The sequence below is a fragment of the Nocardia sp. CA-084685 genome (assembly GCF_050955785.1).
Lineage (GTDB): Bacteria > Actinomycetota > Actinomycetes > Mycobacteriales > Mycobacteriaceae > Nocardia.
In genome coordinates this window covers 1,571,822-1,584,775 of sequence record NZ_CP192094.1, presented here as the reverse complement: position 1 = coordinate 1,584,775, position 12,954 = coordinate 1,571,822, and the positions used below count along the sequence as shown (strand labels likewise).

Sequence of the window (12,954 nt, the reverse complement as noted above, 5' to 3'; positions counted from 1 at the left end):
TGCCGAAGTGCTGCGTTCGGTCCCGCGCACGCGGGACTGCCAAAGGCGCGATCGCAGTACCGGCCCGTTGGTTCAGGTCCTTGAATTCGCCTGAGCCGCCGGATATGCGGCGTGATGCGTCGGATGGTAGTGCTCCCAGGCGTCGGCCAGCGCCTTGCGTATATCCGCGGGCAGGTAATCTCGGATTTCCGCGCACAGATGGACGCTGTTGCCGCAGTCGTCGCACCAGATCCGGACCGTACGCGCGTCCTTGGCAACGGCTTCGGCGATCCAGTCGGCGCGCATATTCCCGTGGTCGACGGTGGCTACCCATCTGTCCCCGTAACCATCGGCATCCTGATGGATGGCATTGACCATGGTCACCGCGAACATCGGGTTGGGCTGAGCCTTCTTCTTCGTCATAGCGGGAACCCTCCAGCCCTAGAGCGAATGTTCGTGCGACTTCAGCAACCGGTTGGTGACCGCTTACTTCGCGACGCAAGAAGCAACCGTAACTCCGGCCGCCCCGCCCGGCAAGAGTCCGCTTTCGGGTGGAAACTGAAGGGAATCCGCAGGTAAAGAGATCGCAAAGGCATCGGGCTCGGTTCCGCTGTGGCACCGCGGTTGCCCGCCCCGTCCCACCGAACGCCACCGATCCGCGGCCCCAGCAACCGACGATCACACGAGTATTCCGGAAGGATCCGGCGCTCTCCGCGGCCACCATCACCAGAGCCGCCACACCCAGCACACACCATGAGCCTGAGTCATTCCGGGTGCCAGCGGGACGGCCGACGGTGTCCTTTACCCGGGAACCCGCCTGCGCTAATGGATTCCGGAGTTGGTCAGGGGGAAGGGGTTGGGCACGAAGGGGAGTCCGGGTTGCGACGCCGCGGGAGCGGGAACCGGATCGAGCGCTCGGCCGAGCGCTCGCTGAGCGCCGACCAGCCGTCCCTGCGCAGGTGTATCCACGCCGCGATCAGAACGATGAGGAATTCGATGACGTAGCCGTTGATCAAGACCTTGGTGATCGGCCACCACGGCGGCAGCAGGAAAACTCCGATCGACACCCAGGTCTTGCTCCAGTGATAGGTCCACGAGGCGGTCACGGTGAACAGCACCGCCGCGACCACCCACCAGCGCCAGTTGTCCAGCCCCTTGTGCACGAGGAAGACGAACAGCGGCACGAACCACACCCAGTGGTGCCCCCAGGAGAACGGCGACACCGCACACGCGGTGAGACCGGCCAGGGTGATCGACAGCAGCCGCTCACCACGTTGATACAGCGCCGTCGTGACGGTCAGGCTCGCGCTGGCGACCGAGATCGCGACCAGCAGCCACAACCACACCGGCGCGGGACCACCGAGCAGATGCGCGATGACGCCGCGGATGGACTGGTTGGACGGGTGGTTGTCCGCCGCGATCCGGTTGGACTGGAAGAACGTCGAGGTCCAGTACTGCCGGGAATCGGTGGGCAGGATGACCCAGGCGAAGGCGATCGAGGCGAGGAAGGTGACGAATGCGGTAATCGCCGAGCGCCACTGCCGCAGGACCGCGAAATAGGCGATGAAGTAGATCGGGGTGAGCTTGATACCCGCCGCGAGTCCGACGCCGATGCCACGCAGTTTGCTTCGGTCCTCGCGCAGCGCGTCCAACAGCACCAGCAGCATCAGCACCAGGTTGATCTGCCCGAAGTAGAGCGTCTGGCGGACGGGCTCGATGAATACGCAGGTCGCCGCGATCAGCACGCTGACCACCACCAGCCGAGTCGTGATCCGATACCCCAGCAGCCGCCAGCTGAGCAGCACACAGGCGATGAGTACGCAGAGGTTGACCCCGAGCCAGGTGTTCGTGACGTACCCCCACGGCACCATGTAGATCGGCACGAACGCGATGGTGGAGAACGGCGTGTAGGTGTACAGCAGGTCGCGCATGGTCGCCTCGGTGTACAGCGGAATATCGTGCACGATGCGGTACGCGCCGTCGCGATAAATGTGCACGTCCAAGCCGCCGACCAGGAACCCACCCTTGTCCAGGAAGGGATCGATGGTGGTGAAGAGCAGAATCACCGACAGCAGGGCGCTCCCGGCGAGCAGGTATATCGCTGGTCCCGTACGCGGAAACTCCAGCTTCCGGGTGTCTCGCACCGATCCGCTACGACCGAGGCAGCGCCGTCGCAGGCTTCGAGGTACAGGATCCTGTTGGGTGATAAGACCTCATCACGACGACCGATCCATCCCTTCGTCCCGCACTTGCTGCACTACGGCGATAGCCAGTTTTTACCGTACCTAATGACCCGCGCCTGCATCATGCCCCGAAGTGCCGGGGCAAGCAAGCTGCGCGATCATCGTTGCCGACTGGCCCTGGCCCGCCTACGCTCCGCCTGTAGTTCGGCAAGTTCTTGTTCGAGCATCTCGGCGATGCGGAACTGCCCGGTGTCGTGGATATCGGGCGTGCGAACCACCTGCAGGTGCGAATCCGGCTCGGACGATGTGTTGGTCTTGGCGCGCGCGTTCGCGTTCTCGGTCGACCTGCTGTCCTTGCGGCCCTCCAGCGAACTGGGCTTGCGTGCCGTCGCCGCAGCCGAACCATTGCCCCGGCGCAGTGCCGACACGACCGACGGCTTGCTCTCCGCTGCGGGCTTCTCCTGGCTCACCGGGGCAGCCTTGCGCGCTGGCGCCTTGGCCGGGGGCGCCGCGCTGTCGACCTTCGCGACGGGCGTGGTCTCGCCGATCGGCTCCGGCTCGGGCGGTGCGAAGGGGTTGTTCTTCGCGACCACCGGCTTCGCGACCACCGGCGCGGCCGGCTCCTTGACGACAGCGGGGCGGTTCTCGGTCTTCGGAGCGGGCCGGTGCTGCGGCTCCGCACTGTCGGGCGTATATCCGTTGGTCGGTTCGCGACGCTTCGCTGGCGACTCCGAGCCCTCTTGCGCGGCAGGGCTTTCCCTGTCGCTCGACTCCTCGACCTCGACCGCTTCGGCCTCTACGATCTCCTCGGCTCGCAGCTCGGCATCCTGTTCGGCGCCTTCGACGGCCCTTGCCTCGTGTTCCGCGATTTCTTTCTCCGCCCCCGGCGCCACCAGGGCAGCCTGGGTGTTCGCGCGATAGGACGCGATCGACGGCATCGTCTGCTTGAGTTGTTCGGCCGGATCGGGCAGCTCGCGCACCTGCTCGGTGGCCCGATAGATGGCCAGGCCGTAGCGTGCGCTGGCCGCGTCGTGGATGAGCAGGGCGACACCGATCATGACCGGCGCGACCGCGTGCACACCGGTCTCGTACCATTCCCCGTCGCGCAGGTACGGGTAGGTGTTCAGGGTGACAGTCAGAGACAGCAGGGCGATTTCGGCCGCGGCGACCTGTCGGCGGTTGTCGATCACGCCCCATTCGGCGACCTTATTGGTACCGACCATGATGATGATCAAGCAGACGCTGATCATCGCCTCGATGAGGTAGCTGAACCAGTACAGCGGATCGCCCGGCCCGCCCGGCGCGATGTTGTGCTGCACATTGACCGCGGACCACAGCATGCCCGCCGCCACCACGCCCGCCAGCGCGCGCAGTGACCATCCCCGGTGCCGGTACAGCGATGCCAATTTGGCATGCGGGCTGGACTCTCGCCGCTGTGCCGCAATTGCCTTGCGGGCTACCAATAGATCTCTGATGTCGGCCTTCTCGATCGCTTCTGTGGTCTGCCTGGCACGGTCGGCCGCGGAGGCCGCAGCCTGCACCTGTTTCCATCGCTGTGCACGATCCTCACCGCGAATCTTCTCCGCGAGCTCACGCTCGGCGACCAGTTCGTCCTCGGACAGCGCCTCGGTCAGCGCGGGATCGAACTGGTAGGCCAGTCGCCCCCGGGCCCGCTCGACCCTTCGCGCGAGCTGTCCGACCTCGTCCTCGACGGGATGATGCTCGATGGTCAATTCGACTCCCCGCGGGAGAGATTCGACGGCAGACAAGTGATCACGCGTGGGAACGACACCAGACATTCATAGTCGATCCACCGTTGCCAGCGAAACTGTCAATTTGCCGCCAGTGGGTTGTCTTGCGGCGTGCCGCGCGCGACACACGCATGCGACGTCTCGATTTAACGACGATTCGGCACTCGCGAACGCCGTCGACGGCGCAATGAACGTACGAGTCACCGGCCAGGATTCGCGCCGATGCTACTGCTTGCCGTCAGCAAACAGCCAACCAGTCGGTTCATTCAAGGGGTGTCGACACATTCGGGCGTGTCGCCGCCAACGTGGCGACGGATCAGGCGATTTCGGATCCGATCGGCCGATACGCCGCGACGTAGTCATCGATTTCGCGCAGGAACCGTCCAGGGGTCCCGGAGCCAGCCACCAGGCGCGGAACGAGTTCTCGGCGAGTTCGACGATGATGCAATTGCGCCTCGGGCAGGCCGCGAACGAATGCGGCGAGATCCGTTGACATGCAGCCATCTCCCTGGACGGCCGCGGTCGGGTGCGTTCAGGCCGCGTCCGACAGCGCCTCGTGCCAGTGCCAGGTGTCGGTGTATTGGTGCAGTGCGAACAGCTTTTCGTCGGCGATATGCCAGATGTGGGCGAATTCTGCGGCCACATGCTTGCCGGTGGCGCGCGCGGTGCCGCGGTAGTGGCCGGTGACGATGACGGTGTCCGGATAGGCGTCGAACCATTCCTCGGCGAAGGGAGCGAATGGGTTGCTTTATAGAACTTTTCGACTACGTCTCGGTTGCTCATATCCTCATACTAGAGGGATCGTTCCATATCGACCAATGGCAGCAGCCGGTGTTCCGCGACACAACCGACCCGTCGCAAGGTCTGGTGGCTACGCTCCCTTCGGCCGAGCGAGCAGGCTGTCGCGTCAGTTGGTGCGAATCCGGGACCGCAGTGCGAGAACGCCTGCGGCCGAGCCGACCATGGCGAGCCCGACGACCCACAGTCCGGCTCGCTGGGTGCCGGTGAGGTCCTTGAGCGCGCCCGTGACATAGGGGGCGACGAATCCGCTGACATTGCCGATGGAGTTGATCAAGGCGATACCACCCGCCGCGGCCGCACCGGAGAGGAAGGTGCTCGGCAGCGCCCAGAAGGTGGGCAGTGCGGCGAGCACTCCGACGGCGCAGACGGTGACCGCGATCATGGCGGCGAACGGATTGCCCAGGTAAAGCGCCACCGGGATGGCGAGCCCACCGACCAGTGCGGGCAGTGCGACATGCCAGGCCCGCTCACCGGTTCGGTCGCCGTGCCTGCTCCACAGCACCATCACGACGGCGCCGATCACATAGGGCACCGCATTGATGAGTCCGCGCTGCACCACCGAGTAGTGGGTGCCGTACTGCTGTTGGAAGCCGTTGATGATGGTGGGCAGGAAGAATCCGAGCGCGTACAGGCCGTAGACAATGCCGCCGTAGATGAAGGCGAGGCCGAGTACGCGGGGATGGGTGAGCGCTTTGCGCACCGTCCAGTGTTCGACGCGCGCCGCCTGCTCTTTATCGAGTTCGGAGGCGAGCCAATCTCTTTCGGTATCGGTCAGCCACTTGGCCTGTGTGGGACGGTCGGTGAGGAAGAACCAGGTGACCACCGCCAGAACGATCGCGGGCACGCCCTCGACCAAGAACATGAATCGCCAACCGCTGAGGCCGAAGACGCCGTCGCCGTACTGGATGACCAGGCTCGATACCGTCGAACCCAAGGCGGTCGAAATCGGCACCGCCGTCATGAACAATGCGACGATCTTCGCGCGCTGGGTCTGCGGAAACCAGTAGGTGAGATACAGCAGGATGCCGGGAAAGAATCCGGCCTCGACCACGCCGAGGGTGAATCGCAGGATATAGAGCCAGGTTTCGTTGGGCACGAATGCCATGGCGGTGGCGACCAGACCCCAACTCACCATGATTCTGGCGATCCAGCGGCGTGCGCCGAATCGGTGCAGCGCAAGATTGCTCGGCACCTCGAGTACGAGATAGCCGATGAAGAAGATGCCGGAAGCGAAACCGAAGGCTGTCTCGGTCAGTCCGAGATCGGACTTCATTCCGCTGGGTCCGGCGAATCCGATATTGACCCGGTCCAGGTAGTTGATGAAATACAGCAGCCCGAGATAGGGCACCAGTCGTATCGTGACCTTGCGCAACGTCGCGCGGGACACCTCGGGCGTTCCGTTCATCCGCGAACTCTCGACCCGGTTCTACCCTGGAGTCAAATTCCCAGACCCGGCGATACGAACGTTCGACACCGGGTCGTGTGCGGCCACCCGAGCGTCAACCGGCGACCGTACCGTTCGAGGCAGCGGCGAACGCAGACCCCATGCAGCGGTGAGCGACCCGTCGTTCTCGATCGCACGAATGCCGCCGCTCCGGCTTCCGCACGGCGCTACGGATTGCCGAGCGCGAACTCACCGGCTGACGCGTCACTCGACCTACCGGCCACCGGCTACTGTCGCACACTGGCGGGAGAATTCGGCCGGGCCGGGAGAGGTGGTAGCTGATGGGTATCGGTGGCCTTCGAGTGGCCTCGGTTGTCGCCGCCGTTGTGCTCGGATCCGTTGTGGCCGGATCTCATTCGTATGCGGCACCGGGATCGCCGGTGACCGGCGACGGGTCGAGGATTACCAACGTCCAGGTTCGGGATGATCGGCACCTCATGCTGACGGTGTATTCAGCGGCGATGGGGCGGGACATTTCGGTGGAGGTGCAGCGGCCCGCCGATACCGGGGTTCCACGGCCGACGTTGTACCTGTTGGCGGGGGTCGATGGTGGGGTCGATGGAGCGACATGGGATACGAAGACCGATGTCATGGGGTTTTTCGGGGATAAGAACGTCAATGTGGTGCAGCCGCTCGGTGGGGCCTTCAGCTATTACGCCGACTGGCGGGCACCGGACCCGGCGTTGGGGATCAACAAGTGGCAGACGTATCTGACTCGGGAATTGGTTCCATTGATCGACAGCGCGTTGGGCACCAATGGGCGCAATGCCATTGCGGGGATATCCACATCCGGTACATCCGTACTTTCCCTGGCGATTTCGAATCCAGGTTTGTACCGATCCGTCGGCGCATTCAGCGGATGTGCGCAGATCAGTGATCCGGTCGGGCAGGCGTTCGTCGCACTTTCGGTGCGCAAGGGCGGCGGCGATCCGGTGAATATGTATGGCCAGCCGCAGGATCCGATGTGGGCAGCCAACGATCCGTATGTCCATGCCGAAGCCCTGCGCGGGCTCAATCTGTACCTGTCGGCTGGGAGTGGATTGCCCGGACCATATGACAATCCCACCGATCCGCATACGCAGAGCTGGGCAGAGGGTGGGCTGCCCCTACAGGTGACGATGGGCGGTGCGATCGAAGGGTCGACCGCCTGGTGCACCCGCAACATGCAGACCCGACTGAATCAACTCGGCATTCCCGCCACCTACGACCTCGAACCCACTGGCACTCACTCCTGGGGTTACTGGGAACGCGCGCTCGAGGATTCCTGGCCGGTTCTCGCCAACGGACTCGGCGCCTGATCTGCCCCTCGGCCGATTTGGAGAAGCAGAGCGGGTCCGCGCGGTTCAATTGTCCGATGGCACCGGACCTATCCGAGCACCATCCAACACTTAGGAGGATTCGTGTCCGAAACCGTGCGTGGCGTGGTTGCCCGTAGTAAGGGCGCACCGGTCGAACTCGTCGATATCGTGATCCCGGATCCCGGGCCGCACGATGTGGTGGTGCGCATTCAGTCCTGCGGGGTGTGCCATACCGATCTGCACTATCGCGAGGGCGGTATCAACGACGAGTTCCCGTTCCTGCTCGGGCATGAGGCGGCGGGCATCGTGGAGACGGTCGGGGAGGCGGTAACCCATGTTGTCGCGGGTGATTTCGTCATTCTGAACTGGCGCGCGGTGTGCGGTGAATGTCGGGCGTGTAAGCGCGGCCGCCCGTGGTACTGCTTCGCCAGCCACAATGCCAGCAAGAAGATGACGCTCGCCGACGGCACCGAACTCAGCCCCGCCCTCGGCATCGGCGCATTCGCGGATAAGACCCTGGTGCACGAGGGTCAGTGCACCAAGGTCGACTCGGCTGCCGATCCGGCCGTCGCCGGACTGCTCGGCTGCGGCGTCATGGCGGGTCTCGGCGCGGCAATGAACACCGGCAATGTGTCGCGCGGCGATACGGTCGCGGTCATCGGCTGCGGCGGTGTCGGCGATGCCGCCATCGCGGGTGCTCGACTGGCCGGTGCGCGAACCATTATCGCGATCGATCGCGATCCCCAGAAGCTCAGCTGGGCAAAGGAATTCGGTGCCACTCACATCATCGATGCGACCGAAGCCGATGTCGTCGAGCAGATCCAGGAATACACCGACGGCTTCGGTGCGGATGTGGTCATCGACGCGGTCGGCCGCCCGGAAACCTGGAAACAGGCTTTCTATGGTCGTGACCTGGCAGGCACCGTCGTGCTGGTCGGCGTCCCGACCCCGGATATGACCATCGAGATGCCGCTGATCGACCTGTTCTCCCATGGCGGCGCGCTGAAATCTTCCTGGTACGGCGACAGCCTGCCCGAACGCGATTTCCCGATGCTGGTCGATCTGTACCTGCAGGGCCGACTTCCCTTGGAGCGCTTCGTCACCGAGCGCATCGCCCTGGACCAAGTCGAAAAGGCCTTCTCCGCAATGCATGCCGGTGAGGTGCTGCGTTCGGTGGTGGTCTGGTGAGCCTGCGCATCGATCGCGTCGTCACCTCCGGCACCTTCTCGCTCGACGGCGGCACCTGGGACGTCGATAATAATGTGTGGCTGATCGGCGACGATATCGAAGTGGTCATCGTCGACGCGGCCCATAATGCCGACGCGATCATCGCTGCCGTCGGCAACCGCGAGGTCCGCGCGGTCGTCTGCACCCACGGTCACAATGACCACGTCACCGTCGCACCGGAACTCGCGAAACGTCTCGACGCCCCGATCCTGCTCCATCCCGGCGACGATCCCCTCTGGCGCATGACCCACCCCGACGTCGATTACCGATCACTGGCCGACACGCAGCGAATCGCCGTGGCGGGCACCGATATCGAGGTCCTGCACACCCCGGGCCACTCCCCCGGCTCGGTCTCGCTCTACCTACCCGAGGCCGCCGCCCTCTTCACGGGCGACACCTTGTTCAACGGCGGCCCGGGCGCCACCGGCCGCTCATTCTCCGACTTCGACACCATCATCGACTCCATCCGAGATCGCCTCCTGACCCTCCCGGAAGAAACCACCGTCCACACCGGCCACGGCGACACCACCACCATCGGCACCGAAAAACCCGCACTCGCCAACTGGATCGCCCGGGGCCACTGAGCCGGAATCAAGATCAGGTGGAGTCGGCGTCGACCGATGCCGCCATGGATTCCATCTGATCTTGATTACTCGACGTGGGCCTTGATGCGTTCGAGGGTTTGGCGCATGCCGTTGCGGTTGGTTTCGGCGCGGGCGCGGCCCGCTAGGAGCCAGTAGAAGCGGAGCGGGAGGCTGTTTTCGTTCAGTTGGAAGGATTCGGTCACGTCGGTGCCGCCATCGACGGGCTCGAAACGGTAGCGCCAGGTGTTGACCGCCATTCCGCGTGGTCCGAGCACGGTGAAGGCGAACTCACGTCCGGGATCGCATGCGACGATCCGGCAGACCGTCCAATACTTCAGCCCCCAGCCATTGCGGTTGACGTGCCCGCGGAACTTGACGCCGACGGCGGGAGCCGTTGCCCCGCCGAGCCATTCGGTGTCGAAGGTCTCCGGCGAGAACTTCCCGGTATTCGTGATATCGCTGACCAACCCCCAGATCTTGTCCGCGGGTGCCGCCATTCGAATCGTCACGCTATCGTGCATGCCTGCACGCTAGCAGGCACCTTCTCAGACAGAGCCGCTCAGTGCGGATCGATGCCGGTCCAGAAGTCGACCAGGTCGGCGCAGACGTGGGCCGGGCGCTGTTCGTTCGGCACGTGGCCGACGCCGTCGTAAACCGCGGTACGCGCGCCCAATTCCTCGGCATAGCGTTCGTGCACGCTCGGCGGCCAGAGATCACCGGAGTTGCCGTAGGCGATGAGAATCGGAAGGCCGCAGGCGCGCAGGGCGGCGGTAGCGTCGGTCGAACCCTCCATGACGCGCATGATGCCGACCAAATTCGCCTTCTTGGTCGTGAAGATGCGGTTGCGCAGGAATTCGAGCTTCGCAGGCGGAACCAGCGCCGCCATAGCCCGACTCATCTGCTCCCACAGCGCTTGCTGGCCACCGCTTTCGATGAGCTGGACGACCAATTGCGGTGGCGCGAAGGTGATATCGCAGGTCGAGGACAGACCGGATGCGAGCAGGGTGAGACTGCGGAAGCGGTCCGGATGCGCGGCAAGGGCGGCGCGGGCGACATAGCCGCCGAACGAGTGGCCGACCAGGTGAATCGGTGTGTCGTTCGAGATCTGGTCGGCGACGACGATCAGATCGTCGGCGAAATCGGCCATGGTGTATCCGGAAACGTCATCGGGACCGTCGGACTGCCACTGCCCGCGTTGATCGTAAGCGACACAACGGAATCCAGCTGCGGACAGAATCGGCAGCATGGCCTCGAAGTCCTCTTTGGAGCCGGTGAAGCCGGGGACCAAGAGGACCGTGCCGCGCATCTCGATATCGTGCGGCGGCACGGATTCCCAGGCGGCCAGCGTGCCCGCCCCGCCGTGCAGGGTGAAGGATGCGGACTGCGCGGTGGCGTGGCTCATCGGTATCCTCCATCGTGCTCGGCACTAGTGCGGCAACACCGTCCATTCTAACCGAGCGCACATTCGGGATTGTTATTTATTCGAGATATTTCAGAATAAGGTCATCGGCTCGGTCGGAATGGGTTCGGGCAGCGGCTCGAGTTCGGGCAGGCGGGCGCGCACCTCGTCGTGGAAGCGGCGGGCGAGGTGCAGGGCGGAGGCGTTGTCCGGCGTGTGGATGAAAACCGTCGGTGAGCGGCCCTCGCGCAGCCATGCGGTGACGATGTCGAGCCAGGGTTGCCAGCCAGCAATCGTGCGCTCGGCCGAATCGCGGCCGTGATAACGGACGATCGGGAATTCGGTGAGCGCTCGCGTGCGGCGCGGCACCCGCGGTTTCTTCGCCCGCGCCTCGGCCTCCGCTTCACTCTCGGCGGGCCCTTCGAAAAGCATAGTGGTGTCGAAGGGCACCCATTCGGCACCTACGCGCGCGAGCACCTGCTCCAATTGCCGTGCGGCGCCGTCATTTTCGAAGAACGCCGGATGACGGACCTCGACGGCGGACCGGTACGAGTCGGGCAGCGTGCGCAGGAAACCTGCCAGCGTCCCCAGATCGGTCGGACCGAATGACCCCGGCAACTGCACCCACAGCGCATGGATGCGCGGACCGAGCGGCTGCATCGCATCCAGGAAGGTGCGCAGTTCGACCTCCGCACCGTGCAGCCTGCGCTCATGCGTAATCGGCTTGGGCAGTTTGATGACGAAACGGAAGTCCGGATCGGTCTGCTTCGCCCACGACTGCACCGTGTTGCGGGTCGGCGTCGCGTAGAACGTGGTATTGCCTTCCACCGCAGTGCACCACGAGGCGTAATGCCGCAACCGCTCGGCCGGAATCGGTTGATATTCCTGCCATGCCGCGTGCGTCCACATCGCACATCCCACGTGAAGCCGCATGGCAGCGACGCTAACGCACCCACCGGCCACCCGTCCGGGCGGTGGAGGCGGGTTCACGTACGCTGACGGCTGCACCTCCAGCACCTCGGGAAAGAGATCATGACGCGGTTCGAGAACGTCAGTGTGGCCAAGAAGGCCAATGTGTACTTCGACGGCAAATGCGTCAGCCACAGCATCGAGCTGGCCGATGGCACCGCGAAGTCGGTCGGCGTCATCCTGCCGTCCACCCTGACGTTCAATACGGTCGAGCCGGAGATCATGGAGCTGATCCAGGGCGAATGCAAGGTCACCCTGGCTGGCGAAACCGAAGCCGCGACCTACCGAGGCGGCGAATCGTTCGAGGTACCGGGCAATAGCTCATTCGAGATCGAGGCGCTTTCGACGCTGCACTACGTCTGCCACTTCGGCTGAGCCGGTCAGACCGGCACTGCACCCAGGGAATCTGCCAGCGCGGTCAACACATCCGCGCACCCGGCACCGACGGTGAGCGCGGCGAGTTCATCTCCTCGGGTGCGGCCGCGGTTCACGATGGCGACCGGCCTGCCCTGTTTCGCCGCATATCGTACGAACCGCAGCCCGGACATGACCGTCAACGACGAACCCGCCACCAATAGCGCGTCGGCCGCCTCGACCATGTCGAATGCCGCGGCGACGCGCTCTTTGGGGACGTTCTCCCCGAAGTACACGATGTCCGGTTTGAGCATGCCGCCGCAGCGCGCGCAGTCCACCATCCGAAAACTCGCGGTATCGGCGACTACCGCATCCGCATCCGGCGCGACTTCCACCCCGGTCGCCGTCGCCGATGCCGCGAAACCGGGATTGGCGGCCTCCAAACGCTCGGCCAGGGTCATCCGCGAAATCAACGCCTCGCAGCCGAGGCACCGCACGCGCGCATAGGTCCCGTGCAGGTCGATGACCCGGCGGTGCCCAGCCTTCGTATGCAGCAGATCGACATTCTGCGTGATCACCCCGGTGACGACGCCAGCCCGCTCCAACCGCGCCAACGCTCGATGGGCCGCATTCGGCCGTGACCCGTCCATGGCCCGCCAACCGATGTGATTGCGCGCCCAGTACCGGTGTCGAAATGCCGCATCCCCCACGAACTGCTGATACGTCATCGGTGTCCGCACCGGAGAGCCGGGCCCCCGATAATCCGGAATTCCACTGTCTGTCGACACCCCGGCCCCCGTCAGCACCGCCACCCGCCGCCCCGTCAGGAGCCCGGACAACCGCTCGACAGCGGAATCGAAATCAGCGGACATGGGATTCAGAGTAAGCACGGGGGACGGCAGTCGGCGAAGCCGACGGGGTGGGTAGGCACGGGGGACGGCAGTCGGCGAAGCCGACGGGGTGGG

Annotated in this window: 13 protein-coding genes; 4 read left to right on the top strand and 9 right to left on the bottom strand. The window is 64.6% G+C overall.

The window, feature by feature from the left end:
- Positions 1-72: 72 nt before the first annotated feature.
- The 5 genes from ACQP2U_RS06770 to ACQP2U_RS06750 form a co-directional block, all read right to left on the bottom strand.
- The gene (locus tag ACQP2U_RS06770; protein ID WP_397035091.1) at positions 73-402 is read right to left on the bottom strand and encodes a hypothetical protein; all 330 of its coding nucleotides are present in this window, start codon (positions 400-402) and stop codon (positions 73-75) included.
- A gap of 419 nt (positions 403-821) precedes the next feature.
- Entirely contained in the window at positions 822-2,123 is a 1,302-nt protein-coding gene (locus tag ACQP2U_RS06765; protein ID WP_433713885.1) for a glycosyltransferase 87 family protein, read from the bottom strand.
- A 197-nt stretch (positions 2,124-2,320) separates the two neighbouring features.
- The gene (locus tag ACQP2U_RS06760) at positions 2,321-3,895 is read right to left on the bottom strand and encodes a hypothetical protein (protein WP_433713884.1); all 1,575 of its coding nucleotides are present in this window, start codon (positions 3,893-3,895) and stop codon (positions 2,321-2,323) included.
- A 334-nt stretch (positions 3,896-4,229) separates the two neighbouring features.
- The gene (locus ACQP2U_RS06755; RefSeq protein WP_433713883.1) at positions 4,230-4,409 is read right to left on the bottom strand and encodes a hypothetical protein; all 180 of its coding nucleotides are present in this window, start codon (positions 4,407-4,409) and stop codon (positions 4,230-4,232) included.
- A 411-nt stretch (positions 4,410-4,820) separates the two neighbouring features.
- A complete protein-coding gene (locus ACQP2U_RS06750) occupies positions 4,821-6,119 on the bottom strand; it encodes an MFS transporter (protein WP_433713882.1) in 1,299 nt (432 codons plus the stop codon).
- Positions 6,120-6,439: 320 nt separating this feature from the next.
- Here ACQP2U_RS06750 and ACQP2U_RS06745 point away from each other — a divergent pair, with 320 nt between their 5' ends.
- From ACQP2U_RS06745 to ACQP2U_RS06735, 3 genes are all read left to right on the top strand, one after another.
- On the top strand, positions 6,440-7,456 hold the full coding sequence (locus tag ACQP2U_RS06745; protein WP_433713881.1) for an alpha/beta hydrolase: 1,017 nt from the start codon (positions 6,440-6,442) through the stop codon (positions 7,454-7,456).
- A 102-nt stretch (positions 7,457-7,558) separates the two neighbouring features.
- Positions 7,559-8,644 (top strand): S-(hydroxymethyl)mycothiol dehydrogenase, encoded by a 1,086-nt coding sequence (locus ACQP2U_RS06740; RefSeq protein ID WP_433713880.1) that lies wholly within the window; start codon positions 7,559-7,561, stop codon positions 8,642-8,644.
- On the top strand, positions 8,641-9,267 hold the full coding sequence (locus ACQP2U_RS06735) for an MBL fold metallo-hydrolase (RefSeq protein ID WP_433713879.1): 627 nt from the start codon (positions 8,641-8,643) through the stop codon (positions 9,265-9,267). The genes ACQP2U_RS06740 and ACQP2U_RS06735 overlap by 4 nt, the downstream gene beginning before the upstream one ends.
- A gap of 65 nt (positions 9,268-9,332) precedes the next feature.
- Here the strand turns inward: ACQP2U_RS06735 and ACQP2U_RS06730 are convergent, their stop codons facing one another.
- The 3 genes from ACQP2U_RS06730 to ACQP2U_RS06720 form a co-directional block, all read right to left on the bottom strand.
- Positions 9,333-9,788 (bottom strand): SRPBCC family protein, encoded by a 456-nt coding sequence (locus ACQP2U_RS06730; RefSeq protein ID WP_433713878.1) that lies wholly within the window; start codon positions 9,786-9,788, stop codon positions 9,333-9,335.
- Positions 9,789-9,826: 38 nt separating this feature from the next.
- Positions 9,827-10,669 (bottom strand): alpha/beta fold hydrolase, encoded by an 843-nt coding sequence (locus tag ACQP2U_RS06725; protein WP_433713877.1) that lies wholly within the window; start codon positions 10,667-10,669, stop codon positions 9,827-9,829.
- Positions 10,670-10,759: 90 nt separating this feature from the next.
- Positions 10,760-11,599, bottom strand: coding sequence for a DUF72 domain-containing protein (locus ACQP2U_RS06720; RefSeq protein WP_433713876.1), 840 nt, complete (start codon positions 11,597-11,599; stop codon positions 10,760-10,762).
- 99 nt (positions 11,600-11,698) lie between these two features.
- On the opposite strand from ACQP2U_RS06720, the gene ACQP2U_RS06715 reads away from it, so the two are divergent.
- Positions 11,699-12,010 carry a pyrimidine/purine nucleoside phosphorylase gene (locus tag ACQP2U_RS06715; RefSeq protein ID WP_433713875.1) on the top strand — a complete coding sequence of 104 codons (312 nt, stop codon included), beginning with the start codon at positions 11,699-11,701 and terminating at the stop codon, positions 12,008-12,010.
- 5 nt (positions 12,011-12,015) lie between these two features.
- On the opposite strand, the gene ACQP2U_RS06710 is transcribed toward ACQP2U_RS06715, so the two are convergent.
- On the bottom strand, positions 12,016-12,861 hold the full coding sequence (locus ACQP2U_RS06710; protein ID WP_433713874.1) for an NAD-dependent protein deacetylase: 846 nt from the start codon (positions 12,859-12,861) through the stop codon (positions 12,016-12,018).
- Positions 12,862-12,954 lie beyond the last annotated feature (93 nt).

Coding starts and splice junctions, on each gene's coding strand:
- ACQP2U_RS06745 (WP_433713881.1), top strand. CDS start 6,440: ATGGGTATCGGTGGCCTTCGAGTGGCCTCGGTTGTCGCCGCCGTTGTG.
- ACQP2U_RS06750 (WP_433713882.1), bottom strand. CDS start 6,119: ATGAACGGAACGCCCGAGGTGTCCCGCGCGACGTTGCGCAAGGTCACG.
- ACQP2U_RS06725 (WP_433713877.1), bottom strand. CDS start 10,669: ATGAGCCACGCCACCGCGCAGTCCGCATCCTTCACCCTGCACGGCGGG.
- ACQP2U_RS06720 (WP_433713876.1), bottom strand. CDS start 11,599: ATGCGGCTTCACGTGGGATGTGCGATGTGGACGCACGCGGCATGGCAG.
- ACQP2U_RS06770 (WP_397035091.1), bottom strand. CDS start 402: ATGACGAAGAAGAAGGCTCAGCCCAACCCGATGTTCGCGGTGACCATG.
- ACQP2U_RS06710 (WP_433713874.1), bottom strand. CDS start 12,861: ATGTCCGCTGATTTCGATTCCGCTGTCGAGCGGTTGTCCGGGCTCCTG.
- ACQP2U_RS06715 (WP_433713875.1), top strand. CDS start 11,699: ATGACGCGGTTCGAGAACGTCAGTGTGGCCAAGAAGGCCAATGTGTAC.
- ACQP2U_RS06755 (WP_433713883.1), bottom strand. CDS start 4,409: ATGTCAACGGATCTCGCCGCATTCGTTCGCGGCCTGCCCGAGGCGCAA.
- ACQP2U_RS06730 (WP_433713878.1), bottom strand. CDS start 9,788: ATGCACGATAGCGTGACGATTCGAATGGCGGCACCCGCGGACAAGATC.